General features: G+C 63.6%; 22 protein-coding genes. 10 read left to right on the top strand and 12 right to left on the bottom strand.

Annotation, left to right across the window (positions count from 1 at the left end):
* The first annotated feature begins 11 nt into the window (after positions 1-11).
* On the top strand, positions 12-647 hold the full coding sequence (locus tag CH292_RS13375) for a DUF1109 domain-containing protein (protein WP_094654961.1): 636 nt from the start codon (positions 12-14) through the stop codon (positions 645-647).
* 11 nt (positions 648-658) lie between these two features.
* On the opposite strand, the gene CH292_RS13370 is transcribed toward CH292_RS13375, so the two are convergent.
* A complete protein-coding gene (locus CH292_RS13370; protein ID WP_094654960.1) occupies positions 659-1,366 on the bottom strand; it encodes a hypothetical protein in 708 nt (235 codons plus the stop codon).
* Positions 1,367-1,495: 129 nt separating this feature from the next.
* On the opposite strand from CH292_RS13370, the gene CH292_RS13365 reads away from it, so the two are divergent.
* Both CH292_RS13365 and CH292_RS13360 read left to right on the top strand, forming a co-directional pair.
* Positions 1,496-1,927, top strand: coding sequence for a hypothetical protein (locus CH292_RS13365; protein WP_080738081.1), 432 nt, complete (start codon positions 1,496-1,498; stop codon positions 1,925-1,927).
* Between the two features lie 117 nt (positions 1,928-2,044).
* On the top strand, positions 2,045-2,599 hold the full coding sequence (locus tag CH292_RS13360) for a hypothetical protein (RefSeq protein WP_094654959.1): 555 nt from the start codon (positions 2,045-2,047) through the stop codon (positions 2,597-2,599).
* Here CH292_RS13360 and CH292_RS13355 read toward each other — a convergent pair.
* Complete coding sequence (locus tag CH292_RS13355; RefSeq protein ID WP_143545755.1) at positions 2,586-2,780, bottom strand: hypothetical protein; 195 nt, start codon at positions 2,778-2,780, stop codon at positions 2,586-2,588. The two genes, CH292_RS13360 and CH292_RS13355, sit on opposite strands and share 14 nt — an antisense overlap.
* A 152-nt stretch (positions 2,781-2,932) precedes the next feature.
* Positions 2,933-3,493, bottom strand: coding sequence for a TetR/AcrR family transcriptional regulator (locus CH292_RS13350; RefSeq protein ID WP_256978112.1), 561 nt, complete (start codon positions 3,491-3,493; stop codon positions 2,933-2,935).
* Positions 3,494-3,570: 77 nt separating this feature from the next.
* Here CH292_RS13350 and CH292_RS13345 point away from each other — a divergent pair, with 77 nt between their 5' ends.
* The 5 genes from CH292_RS13345 to CH292_RS13325 all read left to right on the top strand — a co-directional run bounded on the left by CH292_RS13345 (position 3,571) and on the right by CH292_RS13325 (position 8,076).
* Complete coding sequence (locus CH292_RS13345) at positions 3,571-4,368, top strand: SDR family oxidoreductase (RefSeq protein ID WP_037139613.1); 798 nt, start codon at positions 3,571-3,573, stop codon at positions 4,366-4,368.
* 32 nt (positions 4,369-4,400) lie between these two features.
* Entirely contained in the window at positions 4,401-5,351 is a 951-nt protein-coding gene (locus tag CH292_RS13340) for an alpha/beta hydrolase (protein ID WP_094654956.1), read from the top strand.
* Positions 5,352-5,400: 49 nt separating this feature from the next.
* A complete protein-coding gene (locus tag CH292_RS13335) occupies positions 5,401-6,237 on the top strand; it encodes an alpha/beta fold hydrolase (RefSeq protein WP_256978111.1) in 837 nt (278 codons plus the stop codon).
* A gap of 144 nt (positions 6,238-6,381) precedes the next feature.
* Positions 6,382-7,599 (top strand): FAD-dependent monooxygenase, encoded by a 1,218-nt coding sequence (locus CH292_RS13330; RefSeq protein WP_094654954.1) that lies wholly within the window; start codon positions 6,382-6,384, stop codon positions 7,597-7,599.
* 27 nt (positions 7,600-7,626) lie between these two features.
* Positions 7,627-8,076, top strand: coding sequence for a MarR family winged helix-turn-helix transcriptional regulator (locus tag CH292_RS13325; RefSeq protein ID WP_256977050.1), 450 nt, complete (start codon positions 7,627-7,629; stop codon positions 8,074-8,076).
* Position 8,077: 1 nt separating this feature from the next.
* On the opposite strand, the gene CH292_RS13320 is transcribed toward CH292_RS13325, so the two are convergent.
* The 9 genes from CH292_RS13320 to CH292_RS13280 form a co-directional block, all read right to left on the bottom strand.
* The gene (locus tag CH292_RS13320; protein WP_094654952.1) at positions 8,078-9,175 is read right to left on the bottom strand and encodes a hypothetical protein; all 1,098 of its coding nucleotides are present in this window, start codon (positions 9,173-9,175) and stop codon (positions 8,078-8,080) included.
* A 2-nt stretch (positions 9,176-9,177) separates the two neighbouring features.
* On the bottom strand, positions 9,178-10,089 hold the full coding sequence (locus CH292_RS13315) for a hypothetical protein (protein ID WP_143545754.1): 912 nt from the start codon (positions 10,087-10,089) through the stop codon (positions 9,178-9,180).
* Between the two features lie 244 nt (positions 10,090-10,333).
* Complete coding sequence (locus CH292_RS13310; protein WP_256978109.1) at positions 10,334-11,431, bottom strand: PQQ-binding-like beta-propeller repeat protein; 1,098 nt, start codon at positions 11,429-11,431, stop codon at positions 10,334-10,336.
* On the bottom strand, positions 11,428-12,735 hold the full coding sequence (locus tag CH292_RS13305) for a hypothetical protein (protein WP_256978108.1): 1,308 nt from the start codon (positions 12,733-12,735) through the stop codon (positions 11,428-11,430). Before CH292_RS13305 ends, CH292_RS13310 begins: the two co-directional genes overlap by 4 nt.
* 402 nt (positions 12,736-13,137) lie before the next feature.
* Complete coding sequence (locus CH292_RS13300) at positions 13,138-14,022, bottom strand: PD40 domain-containing protein (protein WP_094654949.1); 885 nt, start codon at positions 14,020-14,022, stop codon at positions 13,138-13,140.
* A gap of 201 nt (positions 14,023-14,223) precedes the next feature.
* Complete coding sequence (locus tag CH292_RS13295) at positions 14,224-15,357, bottom strand: serine hydrolase (RefSeq protein WP_094654948.1); 1,134 nt, start codon at positions 15,355-15,357, stop codon at positions 14,224-14,226.
* On the bottom strand, positions 15,354-15,977 hold the full coding sequence (locus tag CH292_RS13290) for a TetR/AcrR family transcriptional regulator (RefSeq protein WP_094628643.1): 624 nt from the start codon (positions 15,975-15,977) through the stop codon (positions 15,354-15,356). Before CH292_RS13290 ends, CH292_RS13295 begins: the two co-directional genes overlap by 4 nt.
* Complete coding sequence (locus CH292_RS13285) at positions 15,974-17,536, bottom strand: class I adenylate-forming enzyme family protein (protein WP_094654947.1); 1,563 nt, start codon at positions 17,534-17,536, stop codon at positions 15,974-15,976. The genes CH292_RS13290 and CH292_RS13285 overlap by 4 nt, the downstream gene beginning before the upstream one ends.
* 35 nt (positions 17,537-17,571) lie before the next feature.
* Positions 17,572-18,225 carry a nitroreductase family protein gene (locus CH292_RS13280; RefSeq protein ID WP_020110594.1) on the bottom strand — a complete coding sequence of 218 codons (654 nt, stop codon included), beginning with the start codon at positions 18,223-18,225 and terminating at the stop codon, positions 17,572-17,574.
* A gap of 169 nt (positions 18,226-18,394) precedes the next feature.
* On the opposite strand from CH292_RS13280, the gene CH292_RS13275 reads away from it, so the two are divergent.
* Positions 18,395-20,284 (top strand): NAD(P)/FAD-dependent oxidoreductase, encoded by a 1,890-nt coding sequence (locus tag CH292_RS13275; RefSeq protein WP_094654946.1) that lies wholly within the window; start codon positions 18,395-18,397, stop codon positions 20,282-20,284.
* A gap of 217 nt (positions 20,285-20,501) precedes the next feature.
* Positions 20,502-20,975: a DIP1984 family protein gene (locus CH292_RS13270; protein ID WP_019665737.1), complete on the top strand. Its 474-nt coding sequence runs from the start codon at positions 20,502-20,504 to the stop codon at positions 20,973-20,975.
* Positions 20,976-21,339 lie beyond the last annotated feature (364 nt).

Raw genomic sequence — 21,339 nt, 5'->3', positions numbered from 1 at the left:
ACGCTGACTCGATGGCGCGAAGGACATCGCTCGACAGTTGGGTCTATCGGCGGCTGACGGCCGAGCCGACCCTGGCCAAGCCGCCTGGTCCGATACTCCTGACCTTCGTGACGGTTGCCGCCGCGGTGTGGGTCTGTGTCAAACGAAACTTCTGGCCGTCGCCGTTCGGCGCGCACACCTGGCTCGACCCGCTACTCGCCCACCTGGTCGTCCTCGCAGTCCTGGCCGTCACCGGGCTGATCTGGGCCATCCGAACCCTGTATGTGTTGGGCCGCGACCGCCGGTGGTCCTGGTGGGTAGTGCCTGCGCCGATCGTCGTCCTCAGCGCTTTCGCGTTCGTGGTGTGGGGACCTTCCACCACATTCCTCGACAAGCGCGCCGAGTTCGAAGCCATCGCCGTCGACCTTCGGGAAAACCCCGGCACGTACCGCGACGAGTTCGAGATCGGGCCCTTCGACATCGATCGCGCGAACAGCTACACGCCGGGCGAGGTCTACTTCGTCGACAATTCGACCATCTTCTTCAGCTTCACGAGTGGCTGGGTGTACTCACCGGACCATCCACCGACCGGATCTGCCAGCGAGGACAGCTCCTTCACTCACCTCGACGGCCCGTGGTACGAATACGAATCGGTGTACCGATTCTGAAACGCACACGGTCATTCTGCAGCAGCAGGCCCATTCGCACGGCCCGGGGACGAACTCCTCACAGTCCACACCCTCGCTGCCGCGAGCGTGGCCGAAAGAACAAGCATCACAACAAGAGTTGACGCCACGATGGTGTACGGCCGGGTACTGAAATCGAACAACGCTGCTGTTCCCACTCCGCAGGCCGTTGCAATGATTCCACCAGCCGGCAACGCGAACGCGACGTACATCGTCGTGCGTCGCCTCAACCCGTCACCCGCGGCGCGCAACGCCAACCAGATCAGAAGCAGCGCAGCACCATAGGCCAAGACAGCGCTGATCCCGTACAGCGTCAACAGGGAAACCGTCTCGACTGCCACGCTGTACCCGACCTGCATCTCACTCAACGCGTCGGCGAGCAACACCCACACAGGCACGAGGCCGAGGGCGACGCCCACCAGACCCGCTCCGACAACGCGTCCGACGCGGTGTCCGGCCGTCGTGGTCATTCGCACCCCCGCGAGGTGCGCGGCACCGCCGATCAGAGCACCCAGAACCGCTCCGACGACGGCGATTCTTAACAGCTGCCCCCAACCCGGACCGTAGTACCGGACTGCGAAGCTGGTCCCGCCGTCGAAAATGTCGGGAGGATTGGGCCCGAACGCGATATCCCCGACACCGCTCCCGAGGACAGCGATCAGACATCCGAGCACAGCAAACCAGAGGGGCAGCTTCCACATTCGGACATCATCTCGCACCGGCAAGCGTTCCGGTGTCGACGCTCCGGGCGGGCGCGAGTCCACCGACGAAGACATCCGCAATGACCTGTGTAACACGCACCGGACTCCAACCGACCAAGTGGAATGAAAATGATCCGGCTTGCCCGCTATGCCTCCGTCCTCGCTGCCTGCGCAGGCGCGGCGGTGTTCGCTGCCCCGAACGCGTCCGCAGAGGTCGTCTCACTCGACATCCTCCCCGGGCTGAGCTTCGGACCGACAACCCAGTACGGCGTCGGATGCACCTATGTCGCGGTCGCTCGAACCGAGAGCTTCTCGGAGCCTCGAACGGACATCGGGCCGATGGATTACAGCATGGTGATGCCCATCGAGGAATTCATGTGGCAGTTCGACGGATACTGGTACTCACCAACGATTCTCGGGCACAAGTTCACACTGGTGACACCCACTGCACCGGGCGAACACTCACTGATGGCCTACCAGACCTCGGCGGGCGGACCGATCGCGACCATCGACGTCAACCCTGCAGTTCCCTTGGGTCCCATATGCCTGGTCGCGCCCTGAGATGGGCAGATGCTGCACAACGATCCCGTCACAATGAACCACCAGGCCGAGCCGACACGTCACACTGAGGAGTGCTCACCCCGGTTCGGGTGCGAGTGCGGCGAGGATCGGAGACTGATGATTCGACTCGGCAAGGTCGCGGCGATGGTCGCGGCCGCAGTCATGGCCATCTTCGTCGGGTTCGGCGCCGGCGCCGTTGCGCACGCCAATCCGGCCGTCGATCCGGTATCCGCCCTGCGCTCCGCTGGCGTACCAGCCGAGATCGCTGCGCTGGCCACCGCGCCCACCCCTGTCGCAGGCACCGTCGATACCGTCAATCTCGCCCACCCGACGGGCGGATTTCCCGGATCGCGGGTCGACGCCGTCATCGATCACTCGGCCCGCTCCATCACCGTCGTGCAGCGCTGGCTGGAGTACGAGCCGTCGGAACTCCACGCAGGATGGGTCAACCTGAGGACCGGGCAGTCGGGAATCACCGAATTCCTCGGCACCGCACCAGGAACTATCGACGGCCTCTACCCGACCATCGACAGGACCGCCGTATTGCCCACCGGCAGCGGCCCGGTCGTCGTCATGGTCTACGGCCGCATACCAGGATGGTCCGGATTGATCCCCTTGGCGCCCGAATACTTCGGCATCCTCACCCCAGCGGTCGCCCTCATCCAGGTCTAGACGAGCAACCGAAACCGTCGTCACCCCCGAAGTCCCCTCCTCCGCCGAAATACGCAACACAGAGCGTGGCTCCTTCGTATCCGAAATCGTCGTCGGGCCCGGTTGTGACCACCGTGCATGCCGCTGCCGAGAACGTCACCACGGCAACGACCGTCGCGAGAATGGCTGCGCGTGTACTCATGCGAACACCGACCCCGCTGTCTGCACGATGGACTCGCATCGGTCCACACACGCTGCTTCCCCACTCGAACTCTGTTCTCGCTCCGCGCAGCCTTTTCGTCCGGTGGATAGTATTCGTTACGCACCATCCGGTCGGTCGAATCGAGTCGGCCGTCAGCCGCCCGGCGCACGACCATGGGACATCGCAGCGACGAGCTGGTCGATCACAGCCCGCGTCGCGGCGGGCGACGGCGCGTGCGTCAAAAGACCTTCGACGACAAATGTCCCGATGCGGATCATTGCATCTGCCTCCGGCCCGGAGAAGCCCGACGCGGCTACGTCGACAGCGAAGATCGATTCGGCATACGTGTGAAAGCCGTTGTGCCAGATGTTGATGACGTCGGACTTGGTCGCACGTTCATGCACGGTGGACACCAAAGGCCCCACTCGCTGTAACCGCTCGACAAGCCATTCGAGACGTTCGGCGAGAGGACGATCGGCGATGTCGGCGTAGTCCGCTGCGTCCTCGGCCACGATCGCCGTCAGAACGGCGACCAGGATGTCGTCCTTGTCCTCGAAATACCAGTACAGAGTGTTCGCCGTGATGCCGACAGCTTTGGCCAACCGACTGACGGATGTGCGCTCGAAACCGTCGGACACGAACAGCTCGCGAGCGACGCCGATGATCTCGGCCCGCTTCGCCTCCCTGTCATGTAGTCCGCGGTTTTTCGGCATGCCGGGCATCCTATCTTGAATGCCCATCAAGACACTGCTACCGTTCTTGATGACCATTCAAGAGACGGGGGCCTGCAATGACCACGACCGGACGAACAGCGCTAATCACAGGAGCATCGGCTGGCATCGGCGCGCAATTCGCGCGCCACTTGGCAGCGGAAGGACACAACCTCGTTCTCGTTGCACGTCGCGAGGAACGGCTCGTCGCACTTGCGGAGGAACTGACGAAGCGGCACAACGTGCGCTGCGACGTCGTCGTCGCTGACCTGACCGACAACAGCGCCCCGCGCGCGATCGTCGAACGCACGAACTCCCTCGGCATCGACGTCGACATCTTGATCAACAACGCAGGCATGTCGGGTAATTCGTCGTTCGCGGACGCCCCGTTCGAGGCGCTCGCCGCCGAGATCCAGGTGATGATCACCGCCGTCACCGAACTCGCACATCTGACGGTCCCCGGAATGAAGGAGCGCGGATACGGACGGATCGTGAATCTGTCGTCGTTGGCTGCCTTCATGCCGCCGGCAGCCAGCCTGCTCTACACCGGCATCAAGTCCTACGTCCTCGATGTCTCGCAAGCTCTCGACATGGAGCTTCGTCCGTACGGCGTCCACGTCACTGCTCTCTGCCCGGGCTTCACCCACAGCGAGTTCCACGACGTCATGGGGACCCGTGATGCAGCCACCTCGAAACTACCGTCGATTCTGTGGCAAGACCCCGAAGCCGTTGTGCAGGAGGGCTGGCGGGCGGTCGAGGCGGGCAAACCGGTGTGCATACCGGGCGTCGTGAACAAGGTGACCGCAGCCGCAGCTAAGCCGATTCCCACCCGGCTCGGGTACTTCCTGGGCAAGACCTTGAACCCGTTCAAACACTGACTCGCTCATTGCGAATCGCAAGGAGATGCTCGATGACCACCAACGAACGTTCCAAATTCACCCGCACCGAAGCATCGTTCACCTCCGACGGTATCCGCTGCGCAGCAACCATATTTCGACCCCAGGAAGCAAGCGCAACACCGCTTCCGGCGATCGTCATGGCCCACGGCTTCGGTACGCCCCGGGCAATGCGGTTGTACGCGTTCGCGGAACGTTTCGCCGCGGCGGGCTACATCGTGTGTGTATTCGACTACCGACACTTCGGTGACAGCGACGGCGAACCACGACAACTGCTCGATATACCGAGACAACTCGCCGACTGGCGTGCTGCTGTCGACTACGCGCGGACGCTCGACGGAGTCGATCCGAGCAGGATCGTCGGATGGGGTACATCCTTCGCCGGAGGCCACGTACTCACCCTCGCGGGCACCGGCGTCGAATTTGCCGCTGTCATCGCGCAGGTACCTCACATCGACGGGATCGCTGCCGTCCGTGCCGTCGGATTCCGGCACACACTGCGTGTCCTGCCCTCGGCCGTCAAAGACGTCGTGCGCGCACTTCGCAAGAAGCCACCGCACTACATCGACAGCGTCGGCCTGCCTGGAACGCGCGCTGTGATGGTCTCGCCGGATGCGAGCTCCGGTCGCGATCGCATGATGCAGGAATCCGGCCTCACCCACGGTGACTATCCCGAGACCGTGGCAGCTCGGATTCTGCTGAAGATCGGGCTGTACTCGCCTGGCCGAACGGCGTCGGCGATCGGCTGCCCCACGTTGGTGCAGATCATGTCCGAGGACACGGTGACCCCGGCTTCGGTCGCCCTCCGTGCTGCACAGAAGATCCGCACAGCCACGGTCCGCACCTATACCGGCGGTCACTTCGATCCCTATGTCGATTTACTCTTTTCGGCAGTGATTCGGGACCAATTGGCGTTCCTCGCCGAGAACGTGCCGCTCGCTGGGTGCTCCGCCCCCACCGCATAGCTGACCGGTTCACCGTTTTCCTTCGTTTCCAGCCGATAACGTGTCGGTCATGTCCATCGATCGGGTACCTGTATCGGGCGGAAGCATCGCCGTCGAGACTCTCTCCGGCACCACCGAACCCATTCTCGTGGTGCACGGGGTCTCCAGCCAGCGCACACTGTGGGGTTGGCTGCACGCGGAGGCTCCGCATCTGACGCTCGTCGCACCGGATCTGCGCGGGAGGGGTGACAGTGTGGACGTCACCGGCCCGTCGTCACTGGCTCAGCACGCCGGGGACCTGGACGCGGTTGTCGATGCACTGGGCCAGGAGTCGGTGCACGTGTGCGGAATGTCGATGGGTGCATTCGTGGCCGTCGAGTTCGCGGCCCGCTATCCGAACCGGGTGAAGAGCCTCGTCCTCGTCGACGGCGGCGTGCCGGTCGGACCGCCCGAGGGGTTGACGCAAGAAAACGTTGCAGCAGTGTTCGGGGACAGGATCGCCCGAACGCAGCAGCACTGGAACAGCGTCGACGACTACATCCAATTCTTGGTCTCGACGTCGTTGCCCCTACTCGACCCAGCCGACCCGCTGCTCCGGCAATACGCCGAACACGATCTGGTCGACGGCGCCGTCCGGCTGTCGGCGGATGCAGTCGTCTCAGACGCCACAGACGTGTTCTTCGGCCGCTCGAGGTTCGAGGAACTGACGGTGCCCATTCGATTCCTGCACGCGCAGTGGAGCGTCGGAGCCGATTCTCCGCCGATGTACTCACCGCAGGACATCGAGGCCGTCGACCTGACCTCCGTCCGCCCGTTGGCCGGACTCGATCACGCCGGAACGATCATGACGTCGGTCGGTGCCGCCGCTGTGGGCGCGATGATCGACGAGGCACTGCTTGCAGGGTGATTGCCTGCGATGAGTGAACTGTTCGCGATGACCCGCCGGCACGTTCACGTCTTCGGGTTTGCGGCAACCTGCAGCCGGGCATGTACCTCCACAGTAAAGTAACTTCGTCACAGCGATACCTGATCGGTTCGCGGGAGGAACACCATGTCGAGATCGGATCACCGGCCCACTCGGGTCCTCGTCACCGGCGCGAGCATCGCCGGGCCCACGCTGGCATGGGGTCTGTCCAAAGCCGGATGCGACGTCACCCTCCTCGAGCGATCTCCAGCTCCGCGCGAGACCGGGCAGAACATCGACATACGCGGACTCGGGCGCGACGTGATACGTCGAATGGGGGTCGAGAACACCATCCTGGAAAATCTGACCGGCGAGCAGGGCACGCGGTTCGTCGACCGGCACGGGACGCCCCACGCGGTGTTTCCTCGCGAGGAGGGCCAGGACGGACCGACCGCAGAGATCGAAATCCTCCGCGGACGGCTCGCCCAGATTCTCGTCGACATCGTTCCCCGCGACGTGGATCAGCGGTTCGGCGACTACGTCGTCGGTGTGGAGCAAGACTCGTCCGGTGTCGACGTCACCTTCGACGGTGGCGGCACCGAACGCTTCGATCTTGTACTCGTCGCCGAAGGTCGTAGCTCTCGGACCCGACGCATCGTGTTCGACGACGAGACCACGCTGCGGGATTTCGGGGTCAGCATCACCTACGGCACCATCGATCGCCTTCCCACCGACGTCGATACCTGGGATTGGTGCACAGCCGGCGGAGGCCGCGTTGCAACGCTGCGGCCCGACAACGAGGGCACGATACGAGCGTCACTGTCCTTCGAATCCGAGCCCTCAGGATTCGAATCCCTACCGGTGGACGCCCAATTGCACATCCTGACAGAACGATTCCGCGGGGCGGGCTGGCAAACCGAACGCATCCTCGACGGTTTTCACCAGCGGCCGGATGACTTCTACACCCAGCGAATGGAGCAGGTGCTCGTCTCCACGTGGAGCAAGGGCCGCGTCGTGCTCGTCGGCGACTCTGCATGGGGATCCGGCCCGACCGGCATGGGCACCACACTGTCCCTCGTCGGGGCACATATTCTCACCGGCGAACTCGCAGCGCACCCCGACAACCATCGAGAAGCGTTCAGCCGCTACGAGAAGCAGATGCGCGCGTACGCAGACAGCGCACAAGGAATGCGACGCGGAAGCGCTCGGCTACTCCACCCGTCGTCGAAATTCGGTGTGAAAGCCCTGCATTCGGCGTACAAGGTCGCGGCTTCGGCACCGGTACGCAGGTTCTTTCAAGCCAACCTGCTGACGCACGAGAAGCAGGTTCCGACGCTTGCGGACTATCCACTTCTGCGCGCCTGACCACCGCCTAGCCGAAAGGATGGATCGATGTCGACAGTGAGAACCGAAACGCTCGAAGCGCTTCGTCACTATGCGGTGAGCTACCAGGAGTCCGCGTACCAGCTTGCTCGCTGGATGAACCTGCCGACCACCGACGGCAACGCGCTCGGCGAGATCATCTGGGCCGAAAACGAAGGCACACCACTGTCTCCCGCTGTGCTGTCGGCCCGGATCGGATTGACCTCCGGGGCGACGACCGCACTGATCGATCGCCTCGAAGGACAGGATCTCGTGCGCCGCAGCCGGGAGAGCACCGACCGGCGAAGCGTGGCATTGCGCTCGACGCCCCTCGCGCGCGAACGAATCGACCCGTTCGTTCGTCGGGCATCCACCGATCTCGAAACCGCTCTCGCCGATTACGACGACACCACACTCGTCGTCATCCGCGACTTTCTTCTCCGCTTCGCCGCCGTCCTTCCCCGGGAGCGACGGACCTGAACTACGCACTGCCGTTCCGTCGCCGCTGCAGCACCACCACGCCGACGGCCGATGCAGCGACAGCGACCAACGACGTTGCCCACAGCCACGAATAGGGGGCAGTCAATGCGCTGGTCAGAGGGGTGTACGCGGTCCACCCGAACTGCACGGTGATCGGTATCGCCGCTGCAAGCGGAATCGCGGTGACGGCAATTGCCGTCGCCGGACGACTCGACGGACGCACCGACGCGTACAACATCCCCAACGCCAACGGCACGAACACCATCCCCATGAGGAAAACGCCCAACGCCTCAGCGACGACACCGACAGCCAACAAAGCCAGCGCAACCACAGGTCGCGACCACCTCCACCCCACCCCAAGACCTGCGAGCAGAGCGGCCACCAAGATGACACCGGACTCGGACCCGTACACCGGAGACGCCACCGACGCCAGAGTCACCAGCGCCGCGAGCACCACCATGCCCGTCGACCCAGGCAACACGAACGCCGCACCGACGAACACGACGATCATCAGCAGCGCCAGTGGCCACCGCTCGAAGAACTCGAACGACGAAGCAGCCAAAAGGCACGCCGGCAGCCCGAGTCCGGCGACGATGAACCGTCGTCGATCCGCAGCCGTGATCGGGTCACCTGTTCCCGCCGACTGGAAGAGGCCAGCCCAGAACGCCGCAAACAACAACACCGCGAAAACGCCCATCGCAACGTAATGGGTTGTCGGTATGACCGGCTCCGGGAGGTAGTCGGCGTACCGTCGCGGGATCGACTCGAACATCGGCGACAACGCAAAGCCCGCGACGGTGCCGACCACCAACGCGCCCAGCGCTGCTCGGGTCCCGACAAGTCCGGCGGCAAGACCACCGACAACCAAACCCGCAGCAACACCCGTCACCGGTTCCGAGAACGGAACAGCGAGAATCAGAACACCCAACACCGCAGCTGCACAAGCAGTTCTACCACCGAGGACCATTGCCGCCGCAAGAGCCACGACCGCGCACACCACACCCGACCCGACACTGCCCTCCATCGTCATTCGCAGCGCGACAACGAACGCACCACTCACCGACGCCAGAACTGCGAGACCGAGTCGCTCTGGTCGCATCGTCATCCCCGTTCGGCTGCGATGGAGTCGACGAGGTAAGCCGGCGCGGCAAGCGGGGCATATCCGTCGGCAAGAATTCTTTTACAGCCGTCGAGTTCGACGTGCACCTGAGCTGTGGTGCCGTCCAACGACATCATGCCGCTCGACGACGTCGCTATCGAGTTGCTCCTCTCGGAGCAGGGGGCTGCATGTTCGAGCCCGCTCAACAGGGCCTCCCAGTCTGGACTGATGTCCGACGTGCTGAACATGCTCGCATTGGCGAACGCGGGAGACTGCCCGACGTTGTCGAAGTAGCAGAACCCGGACGGCCAGAAGGGGAAATCGATTTTCTCCGTCCCGTCGACAGGCGCCGAATAGACGGGTGAGCAGTGATAGAAGTATTCGATTCCGGCCGCATCGATAGCGACGGTGTGCTGGATCGCGTACTTTTCCGGCAGTTCGAGCACTTCCCCTAACGCAGTGGTGTTCTCGAAGCCACAGTCCCACAGAGGGTACGACGGTTGTACCGCACGCCCGTCGGCATCGACCAACCACATGTCGACCGGAGCGGCGAGACTGTAATCACCGCACGACCCCGGAAGGAATGCGCGCCGGGCCGAGGGTGCATTGAAAGCCTGGATCGCAGACCCGAAATCTCCCGAATAGTGGCGCTCGAAGTAGGTCGCGACTCCGTCCGCGCCGATCCGAGGAGCCAGGTCGATGTCGCACACAACAGCCTCAGCGGGAACGAACGAGTCGGGCACGGTTCCTGGAATCGGACGGGGGTTGGTGGAAGGGGCGTAGGAACCAGGAAACCGCTGGTACGCGCCGACGTCCTGAGGCAAGGCACACGTGAAGTCGTCGACAGATCCGATGGACGCCACGGGCCTGGGCTCAGGTTCGGTGTACTCACCACACGCCACAAAGCCCGCCATGACTACAACGAACAAGACCAGCCCTATCCGACGTCCCACCACCGACACCCTATACGGGTGACCACGTTCAGATCAGCCGCGAAGCTCTCCGACCCATCGTCAGTGCAGCGGCGCCCGATGGAACTCCGGTGCCGCGTCGTAACTGTCGACACGCTCGTTGCTCTCGCGTCGTCACCGGGACTGGATCTGTAGAAAGCTCCCGATCGGCATGCCGGGACAGCATGGTCCAAAAACGATCACCGTCTCATTCTACGAGCTTGACGATCGAGCTGGAGCTCACGAAGTACACCCCGGATTCCGCCTCCACAACCGTCCCCGACGCAGTGAACCCGTCGACATCCACTGGCAGTGACCACGCCCAGAACACATCCCCGGTTTCACGGTCAGCAGCGATGATCGAACTGCCGTCCTGGGAGTAGACAGTCTGTCCGATCGTCTTCTCGACCGCGTACGGATCCTCCAGCTTCCATACCTCGGTGCCGGAGTTCGTGTCGAAGACTGTTGTTTGCGAGCGTAATTCGAGGTTGTCGACGGCCGATCCCGTCACCGTATCGAAGAACTCGGCGTCGCTACCGAGAGTGATGACGCCCCGATCGTCGTGCACGTGTATCAATGTCGACTCGATACCGTCCCAGGTGGCGAACCCGGTGACGGGTAGAGACCAGGCGCCGGCCAGCGCGTCGATGCTGCCACCGTGCAGGACCGATTCACCGTCCTCCGGGTTGCCCTCCAGGATGAACACCGATTCGCCGTCGGACTCGATTCCGTAGGTGAACCATTCTCGCGGCAAGGGAACTCGGCGCATGGCCCCATCCTGCGCATCGATGGCGACGATGGCGGGCACGTCCGCGTACGAATCCAGGCACACCAGTTCTCCGCGAGTGAGTCGACTCGCGCAGGTGTCGAGACCTCCTGGCGACGAGGTCCAGCGCACGGTGCCGTCACCGGCGTCGATTCCCACCAGCTTCGGCGAATCGAACGAGTACGTTCGTGGGTTGGGCAAGCCGACGGCGGTGATCAGAACGTTGCCACCGTCGACGACGCCGTAGGAGCTCGAGTCGAACAACAGCCCTGCCGAAGGCGCACGTAAGGCTGCGAAGTCACGCCCGTACGCGGCCGACGCGTCGGTCGCCCATTCCGGTGTGTGCGCCGGACCGGACGAGGCCTCGGTGGTGGTCGCTGACTCCACTTCGCTGTACTCGGCCCAGTCGGTCACCGACGCATCGTCGGTGGGCGCATCGGCGGTGGTCCGAGTGAGGGCGACGCCCGCTGCCGCTACGGCAGCCACGGCGATCACCACTGCAACTGCGGTCCGCAGCGTGTCCTTGTGCGCTGGGCTCACGGCCACTCTCCGATCGGGGTGTTGGCGACGGCGTCGAGCACTTCGGCCGACAGGGGCTCGGGAAGCGTCAGGGGCGCTCGTCCCCCTGATGCGATCTCGACCGTCGACCGCGCCGACACCTGCACTCCGGACGGGCGAGTGACCGTCACCGATCGCGACAACAGCCCGGTACCGTCCTCGGACGTCATCATCTGAGTAATGTCGGTATCCAGAAACTCGACGACCGATCCGTCGGGCAGCGTTCGGAGAACCGGTAGTTGGCCGTAAAACGATGGATCGTACGGGTCCGGGGCAGTCGGAAGGGGTTGTCCGCCGGCAACCGACACCGCCAAGCGAATGGTGCCGTCCCCGACGCCCACGTCGGTGCAGATTCCCGACCCGAAACCGTCCGGGACCAATGATCCGATGGGGCGGTCCAACGCCGGCGCGCCCGGAATTGCCGCCCAACTCGCAGTGAATGCTGCGTTCGCTGCATCCACGGCCTCGCGGCTCAGATCTTTCACCGCTCCGTCACCCGGCGGATACACCGAGCAATCGACTTGGGGTACTGGGCTTTCCGCCGGAGATGGAGCCGACACCGCCAGTTCCGGTATCGACGCGATGGCCGCGGCTTCTTGTTGCTCCAACGGCATCGCCGGCGACGAACCTGCACTCTGATACACACTGACGCGCGTGCCGTCCTCGCGATAGGCGGTGGCCGAGCGTGAGTAGGTTCGGACGCCGTCGATTTCGTACCATGAGTCGCCACTGTCGATCACGGTTCCGTCGGAGTCGATATCGCGCCGTTCAAGAGCGCCCGCGACACATCGGGGCACACCATCACTCGACGGCCCGACGTTGACCGACACGAACGCCGTGACACCGTCACGCGTCAACTCCGCGTACGCGGTGGTCATGGGGTCGAACTCGCTGTCGCCGAAATCGGTGACAGGAGCGAAGTTCAGCGAATTGGAGGGTGCAGCCAACTCGATCTCCACGTCGGCCGGCAATGCTGCACGCACAGCCGCGGACATCGCCGCGGCCTTGGCAGTGGTGAACCACGGGAAAGCAGGGTTGTCGTAGGTACTTTCCTCACCGACAGTAATCCGAGAGTACAACCCGCCCTCGTCCTCCACCGGCGGTTCCACGGTGTCGCACCCCGGGATGTCCGCGGAAACGTCGACCGGCGCGCTGACGAAATTCCCGGTCGTCGACGAGCCGGTCTCCCCCGACGGGATGAAGCTCGCGACCACGACTCCCACCGCAACGATGGTGACGACCACCGAAACAGTCCTGATTCGATCGAGCAGCCCACTGTCGGTCACCGCATGACTGTACCGAACTGTGCTGTGGCCCTCGGCATCGAGCGAGGTCCGCATGTAAGCGAACTGACGCCGACACAGTTGCCGTCATGAGGCGTCCGACGGCCCGTTGAATGTTGCCGTGTGTTCACTCTCCAGGGCCGACACGTCCGCACATGGCACTGGCGTATTCGTTCCCCGATCATTCGCATCCACGCCGCACTGGCGCCAGCAGAGCTGCGGCCAGCAGAAACGTCGCAAGGAGCACCGTCGTGGTCATGCCCGGAATTTGGACGGCGATTCCCGTGGCGGCAAGCAACTCACAGGCGGCAATCCTGTTCAGCGTGGGAGGTTGCGACTTGTTGGACTGCCGAACCCGATTACGCACGGTCGCGGCTCGACGAGCTGATGGGCCGATAGCAGGCCCTACTGTCCACCACCGACGCTCGGGTGTTGCCCGGTGATCGATCGGGGTGTCAGCCGCCTCTGGTCGGAGCCGTCGGGCTTCATCGATGCCAGTTCGGCTCTGGTCGACAGGCTGATGTCGGTGACAAGTTCACCGGATTGAGTAGTCGCCCTTGAATAGAAGATGCGCGAACCATCTGGTGTGAACTCCGGATGTACCGCATACGTGGTGGTGAGCTGCGTGATCTCGCCGCCGCCCACGGGCATCGAGTAGATCTCCGACCCGTTGTTCCCACCGCGGTTGCTGGCGAAGACGAGAGTGGACCCGTCAGGCGACATGACCGGGTCTGCGTTCCAGAACTGATCTCGCAGAACGACCTTCGGTTCGCCTCCTGCCGTAGGCACTTCGAGGATGTACCCGGAGACGTCGAACAGGATCTTGGAGCCATCCGGTGAGAACGACGTCGCGTATGCCGCCTCGTCCTTGGTCACCTCACGGACATCGGAGCCATCCGAGTTCATCACTCTGACGCTCTCACCGTCCTTGAAGGCGATCGCCGACCCATCAGGGGAGAACTCGGGTTGGCCTCCGCTTCCGTGGAGGGTGCGTCGTTCACCGGACTCGAGGTCTTGGACAACGAGACCGTCGCGGACGCTGTAGACCAGCTGTGTGCCGTCGGGCGACACCACTGCGTCGTTGACGTAGTTCCCGTCGGACATGTCATCGGCCACCGTCGGAGTGACCTGGCGCAACCCGGTGCCGTCGGAGTTCACGACGAACACCTGACCCCAGCCGTCGTCGAAAGACACCACAAGGGGTGACGGAGAGGGAGGCGGATCCTCGGCACACCCGACCAGCAGACCCGACGCAGCAAGCAGGACCGCTATCGACCGGAAGAATCGCATCGGGCCATCATTGCAGACCGGCCAGTACGGGATCGTTCATGTAAGAAAGTTTCCATATCGCTGCGACATGTAAAAAATCATCCACATGTTTACATGTCAGCAGCGTCCCCATCAACCGGGATTCCGCCTGGTAAGTACCAGCAACAACGAAGGATGGGTGGGCAACTCGGACAGTCGGATCGCGAACACGTCCTCGATCGTTTACCCGCCTGCAGCGTACGTTGCCCGAAGGTACTGCTCGGCGCGATCCGAGCCGATGATTCCCGGGCCCATTTTGTTCATCATGTACGAGAACGTCATTCGGATATCCGGGTGCATGACGATGAGCGATCCGCCCCAGCCTCCCCAGAAACAAATGCGTTCGTCCGGGATGTAGGGCACGGTGTCCAGTTGCGGGAGTCCGAAGCCGATACCGAATCGCAGGGGCACGCCCAGAGCGAGGTCGATTCCGTTGCTCTGCTCCAGGAAGATCAAATCGATCACGTCCGGCCCCAGAAGGCGTACACCGTCGACTTCACCGCCCCGCGAGATCACCGACAGGATCCGGGCGACCGAACGAGCATTGCCATGGCCGTTGACCGCGCCCATGTCCGCACGTCTCCAAGCCGGGGTGTTCGCAGATGCAGCCTGGACGAGTGGGCCCAGGAATGTTCGACGCCTGATCTTCAGCGGATCGGTGTACGTGTCCGCGGCCGGCGGCGGCGGCGGTACGACGTCGGCGATACGGTGCCAGTCCTTCTCGTCCGCCCCGATCTGGAAGTCCGCCCCCAGAGGTCCTGCCATCTCGTCGGCGACGAACGAGCGCAACGGCTTTCCGGTGACGCGTCGTACCAGCTCCCCGATCAGATGCCCTTGATCGGCAGCGTGATAGCCGGATGTGGTCCTCGAATCCCACCACGGCGCCTGAGCCGCAAGCCTCGATGTCGCCAAGTCCCAGTCGTACATGTCCTCGGTGGAGAACGGCCGATCCCACCCCGAGACGCCGGAGGTATGCGACATCAGGTGTCGTACCTCGATCTGATCCTTCCCTGCGGCCGCGAACTCCGGCCAGTACTGCGCAACAGGCGAATACGGGTCCAGCAACCCACGGTCGATCAGCATCAACGCCGCCAGGCTGGTGACGGTCTTCGTCGTCGACCAGACGTTGGTGATCGTGTCCTCGGTCCACTCCGTCGTTCGATCCACGTCGCGGTACCCGCCCCAGATATCGACGACGCGCCTGCCGTCGATGTCGACGACGATCGACGCACCGAGCTCGTCACCCGAATCGATGTTGGCGGCCAGAGCATCCCGCACACCGCTGAACTCGGCAAGGCACTCACCGTGAACCGTCATGCGCGGGCACCCAGAAGGCGGTGGACAGCAAGTTCGACATAGTTGTCCGCGACGTCCTCGATGCTCAGTTCACCGTCGTCGTGAAACCAGTTGCTGATTCCGTTCAGCATGTCCGTCACCGCGAACGAGGCGAGCCGCGCGTCGGGCACCGTGAATTCACCCGTGCGCATCCCCGCGGCCACCACGTCGCGCACACGACGTTGATACTGACGGCGATAGTCCTCGACCACAGACCGATGTTCTGTTGTCAGCGATGCCAATTCGTGCAAACCGACGATGTACTCGACGCGTCGAGAATTGAGATGCACCAGGTGTGCGCGAACCAGCGAAGACATTCGCTCGGTCGGTGTGCCCGGCGCGTCGAGCAGCGGAAGTGTCTCCTCCACCGGGACCTGCGTGACCGTCAGGCAGATCGCGAACAGGATGTCTTCCTTGGACGGAAAGTGGTGATACAGGCTGGCGCCCTTGATGCCCACAGCGTCGGCGATATCGCGCATTCCGACGTTCGCGTACCCGTCACGCGCGAAGATCTCGGCGGCTTTCGCCGCGATGTCCTCCTTGCGACGCCTGGTGCGGATCTGGCGAGGGACCGCCACCTCCGCGTCGTCGGGCGCCGTCACACGACCTCCGTCGCGACAGTCATTTTCCGCAGCTCTCTCTTGAGAATCTTGCCCTGCGCGTCGACCGGGAGCTCCTCGATGACGTGCACGGCCTTCGGCGCCTTGTACGAAGCCAGCGACGTCCGGCAGTGCTCGATCAGCGCGGCCGGATCCGGCGTCGACCCCTCTGCCGCGATGACGAACGCCGTGACGGCCTCGGACCAGTACGGATCCGGCATCCCGACGACGGCAGCACGCAGCACGTCCGGGTGCGCGTGCAGAGCGCGTTCGACTTCCTGGGACGACACGTTCATACCTCCGGATTTGATCATGTCCTTCATACGATCGTAGAAGAACAGATTTCCGTCGGCGTCGATACGCACCATGTCACCGGTGTGCACCCAGCCATCCGCGAAGACGTCGGCCGTCTTGGCCTCGTCCTTGAAGTACCCGAGCATCACCGACGGTGTCCGGCAGAGCAGTTCACCGATCTCCGCCTCGTTGCCCTCCGCGTCGACCACTTTGATCTCGAGGTGCGTGACCGGCTTACCGATCCACGACGCATCGCCACCCGGAATGTCGTCGAGAGTGGTGAACCAGCCGACCGAACCCAGCTGAGACAGCTCCGACTGGCCCCAATACGTTCCCCAGATCGCCTCCGGCGCAGCCTGAGCCCACGCGGTGATGGTGTGCGGAGAGACCTGACCGCCGTAGGTGAGACAGCGTCGCACCTGCCCGACGGCGGCAGACCCGAAGCTCGCCTCCCGCGCCAGCGCCAGATAGAACGTCGGAGTCTGCGCGATGACGGAGATGTTCTCGTCGGCGATGATCTGCAGCGACCTCGTGGGATCGGCCGTCGCAGGCAGGACCAGCGTCGCCCCCATCAACGTCAACGTCGTCATCGAACCCAAGCCGGCGATGGTGTGGAACGGCATGACGAACAGCCACGTGTCCTCCGGCCCCGTCCGCAGTCCCCAACTCCACGCCGGTGCCGTCGAGATCAGGAAGTTCCGGTGCGGAATCATCACGCCCTTGGGTGCGGCCTCGGTGCCCGAGGTGTAGATGACCATCGCGACGTCGTTCTCGTCCATGTCGACGTCGGGTTCCGTGGTGGCCGTGTCCGCGGTGAGTTCGTCGTAGTGAGCCCCGAATCCGACGAGCGTCGCGGAATCCGGCTTCACCGATGCGATGACATCGACGAACTCGGGATCGGCGACGATCACCGTCGGCTCGGCATGCTCGAGTTGGTGCTTCACCTCCGGCGCCCGGTAGAGCACGTTGATGCCCGTGAACGCGGCACCGACCTTGAGCGTGCCGTAGTACGCGACAACGACGTCGACGCTGTTGCGCGCCATCGACGCGACGCGATCACCGTGCCCGACACCGAGATCGAGAAGCAGGTTGGCGAATCGATTGGCGCGTGTATCGAGGTCCGCGTAGGTGGTGACCACACGGGCACCTGCTGCGTCGTAACTGATGAACGCCGTCTTGTCGGGCTGGGTGCGCGCGTGGCGACGAAGTTGATCGCCGATGGTCGCGCGGCCGATGGCGGATCGGTGCTGAGGGGCGGGTCCGGGCACGGTGGGCTCCTGAGGTCTTAGAGTGCGGGGACTCTCTACAGTGCGGGGGACAGATCGAACATCGGCTGCGAGAAGGTCTCCAGCGCAACGATTTCCTCGACCGGGCTGCGTGTCAGCTTCTTCGGGAAGTTCTTCTCCGGGTAGCCGACGGTGATGTGCGCGGCAGTGATGTACTCGTCCGGAATCTCCAGCATTGCGCGGACAGCCGGCTCCTCGTGGCACAGCAGCGTGGTGACGGCCGTCGCGACGCCCTGATCGCGGAGCGCCAGGCACAGGTTCTGCACGGTGGGGTAGATCGATGCACCGCCGACGACGGAGAGTCGGCCGAGCTCGTGGTCGGTGGGGTGGAGCCCGTCCATCGCGGCGCAGACCACGACGATCGCGGGGACCTCGGCGAGGTGACGGGCGAAGTAGTCCGCGTCCTGCACGGTCTTCGGCAACGCACCCACCGCGACGGTGCCGCCGGTGATGCCGGCGAAGTAGGCGTCCCACATGGGTAGATACAGATCCGCGAGGGCCTGCTTGCGCGCGGCGTCACGGACGACGATCCATCGCACCGGCTGACGGTTGCCGCCCTGTGGACCGAAGCGGGCGACGTCGAACGCGCTCTTGAACACCTCGTCGGGTACCGGCTCGGTCGAGTAGCGCCGACATGTGCCGGTGGTGCGCATTGCCTCGGTGAGTTCCATGAGGAGTTCCCTTCGCCTGTCCGCTGTTAGGTAGTGGTGACAGCATTGTGTGGCGCAAGCCACATTGTCAAGGGTCGAAATCCAACGTCGTGCGGCTATTGCGTCAGTTTGCCTAACTGTGGTTAGTTTGCGGTAGGCCCGTGCGACTCGTGCCCCGAAGGAGGTTCCGGTGACCGTCACAGCCCCGACTGCACTGAGAAGAGATCGGCTGGTCCGAGCACTCGACGCGGCCAACATGCCCAGTCTCGTCGCCGTGCTTTACCAACTCACCGGCGACCGCACATGGCTCCAAGACCCGTACCGCCCGACGCGCAGCCGCGGCATGGACGACAACGACGGCGGCGGATTCGCACCCGAGGTAGCCGACATCATCCGAGCCGCCGCACTGGACGCGATCACCAGCGGACGCCCCCCAGCACTACCGTCGCCCACAGGAGACGATCTGGTCGAGATGATCTCCGCCGCCGTCGGCGAATCCGTCCCACCCGAGTTCGCGGAGATGGTCGCCGAGGACATGGGGTTCACGCACGCACCTGCGCCGACGCAGACGCCGTGTGACTTCTCGGTCGTCGTGATCGGCGCCGGCGTGTCCGGCATGCTCGCCGCAATCAAGCTGCAGGAAGCCGGTATCGAGCACATCGTCCTCGAAAAGAACTCCGACGTCGGCGGCGGATGGTTCGAGAACACCTACCCCGGGGCGGGCGTGGACACCCCGAGCCACCTGTACTCGTACTCGTTCGCCCCCCGGTCCTGGTCCACGCACTTCGGCAAGCGCGACGAGGTGTGGCAGTACCTCAGTGACGTTGCGGCCGAGCATGATCTGCGGGATCGAATCAGGTTCGACACCGAGGTCGACTCCGCCGTGTATCAGCCGGACACACAATCGTGGACCGTCACCACGATGGACGGCGACACCCTGACGGCCGACATCGTCATCACCGCCACCGGCCAGCTCAATCGTCCCAAGGTGCCGAACATTCCGGGGCTGGACGCGTTCGACGGTCCCATCTTCCACACCGCCGAATGGCCCGACGACCTCGACCTGCAAGGCAAGCGGGTAGCCATCGTCGGCACCGGCGCCAGCGCGATGCAGGTCCTACCCGCCATCGCCGAAACCGTCGGGCATGCGACGGTGTTCCAGCGATCACCGCAATGGGTGGCGTCGAGCGACGTGTACTTCGAACCCATCGACGACGACGTCAGCTACCTCATGGAAGCCGTTCCGCTGTACCGGTTGTGGTACCGAGTGCGGCTTGCCTGGAACTTCAACGACCGTGTTCATCCGTCCCTGCAGGTCGATCCCGACTGGGAGAACCCGAGCCGCTCCATCAACGCCATCAACGACGCGCACCGCCGCGTCTTCACGCGGTACGTCGAGAAGGAACTCGACGGCAGGCCGGACCTCATCGAGAAGTCTCTGCCCGACTACCCGCCCTTCGGCAAGAGGATGCTGCTCGACAACGGGTGGTACGCCGCGCTCAAACGCGACAACGTCACGTTGGTGACCGAAGGAGTCGCATCCATCGGACCGGACTCCGTCGTCGGGTCCGGCGGACACGTCGCCGAGGTCGACGTCGTGATCCTCGCGACCGGATTCGAAACTCACAAGCTGTTGAGCCCCATCGACATCCGAGGACGATCCGGCGTCTCGATCAAGGATTTCTGGGGACCCGAAGACGCCCACGCACACCTCGGCATCACCGTCCCCGACTTCCCCAACCTGTTCCTCACCTGCGGACCGGGAACCGTACTCGGCCACGGCGGAAGCTACATCACCATCGCCGAATGCCAAGTGCGCTACATCGTCGACCTGCTACGCACCATGGCGAACAACAACATCGGCTCCGTCGAATGCAAACCAGAAGTGGAACAGGACTACGTCCGACGCCACGACGACGCCCACTCCCGCATGATCTGGACCCACCAGGGCATGGACAACTGGTACCGCAACGACGCCGGCCGAGTCGTCTCCACACTCCCCTGGCGCATCGTCGACTACTGGAACATGACCCGACACGCAGATCTCGACGACTTCGACGTCGAGAGCGCGAGGAGGTAGCGCGCACCGGTCCTGGTGTAACAGTTGCGCACGCGTGAGCCGGGATCCCGCCTGACGAGTACGCAATTGTTACGGCAGTCCCGGGCCGTTCGCTGGGGGTAGACCGACGGTCCCCGTCTGTGGTACCAATTTCCTATGACTTCATTCGACACGTCGAAAGGCGCATGAGCGCCCGTACGTTCACCACCTTCGGTCCCAGCGAGCCGGGGTGTAGATCATGAAACTCGCGGAAGCCCTCGCGGAACGAGGCGAACTGGTACGCCACACCGAACAATTGAAGGTTCGGATTCTGGCCAACTCCCGGCATCAAGAAGGCGAAACACCTGCAGAAGATGCAGGCAGACTGCTGTCCGAGCTCAGTGCAGCGCTCGATCGGCTGGAAGTGCTGATCCGGGCGATCAATCGCACGAACAGTGCCGCACCCATCGGAGACGGAACCATCACTGATGCGTTGGCCCATCGAGATGTGTTGCGGATCAGACGCAGAGTCCTCACCGCCGCCGCCGACGCTGCGTCCGGTCAGGAACGAGAGCGCTACGGCCCTCGGCAACTGAGATCGGAGTTGACGTATGTTGCGGCACTACCAGTGGCCGAATTACGCAGCACAGCAGACGATCTTGCTACCCGGATTCGACTGATCGACCTCACGATACAGAGCGCCAACTGGGAACACGATCTGCTGACGGACTGAGGAATTGTCAGGTAGTAGGTAGCTTTCGTTCGAAGCGAGCACGTCCCGCGGTCGGCGGACATCCGACCACCCTCTTGCGTGACGAGAAACGCCTTGATAGACACTGCAGCTCAGCATATTTCACGCATCACGGTGTAACGCGCACATATCATCACCGAGTGCTGGTCGAACGAAAGCGAGGGTGGGCATGGGGCCACCTGACAACAACAACTCGATCCAATCACCGGGCCTGCGTCTCCGTCATGACGCATCGACTATGACCCGCATACAGCACAGGACCAGACGACCACGCTCGAACAACGGGACGCTCGACTTGCTCGACCAGTGGCGCCGACGCGTGGAACGCGTCGAGCGGCGCGTAGCT

The organism is Rhodococcus sp. 14-2470-1a (assembly GCF_002259425.1).
Classification (GTDB): domain Bacteria; phylum Actinomycetota; class Actinomycetes; order Mycobacteriales; family Mycobacteriaceae; genus Rhodococcoides; species Rhodococcoides fascians_E.
The sequence above is the reverse complement of the archived record's forward strand: the minus strand, read 5'-3'. Positions and strand labels throughout refer to the sequence as shown.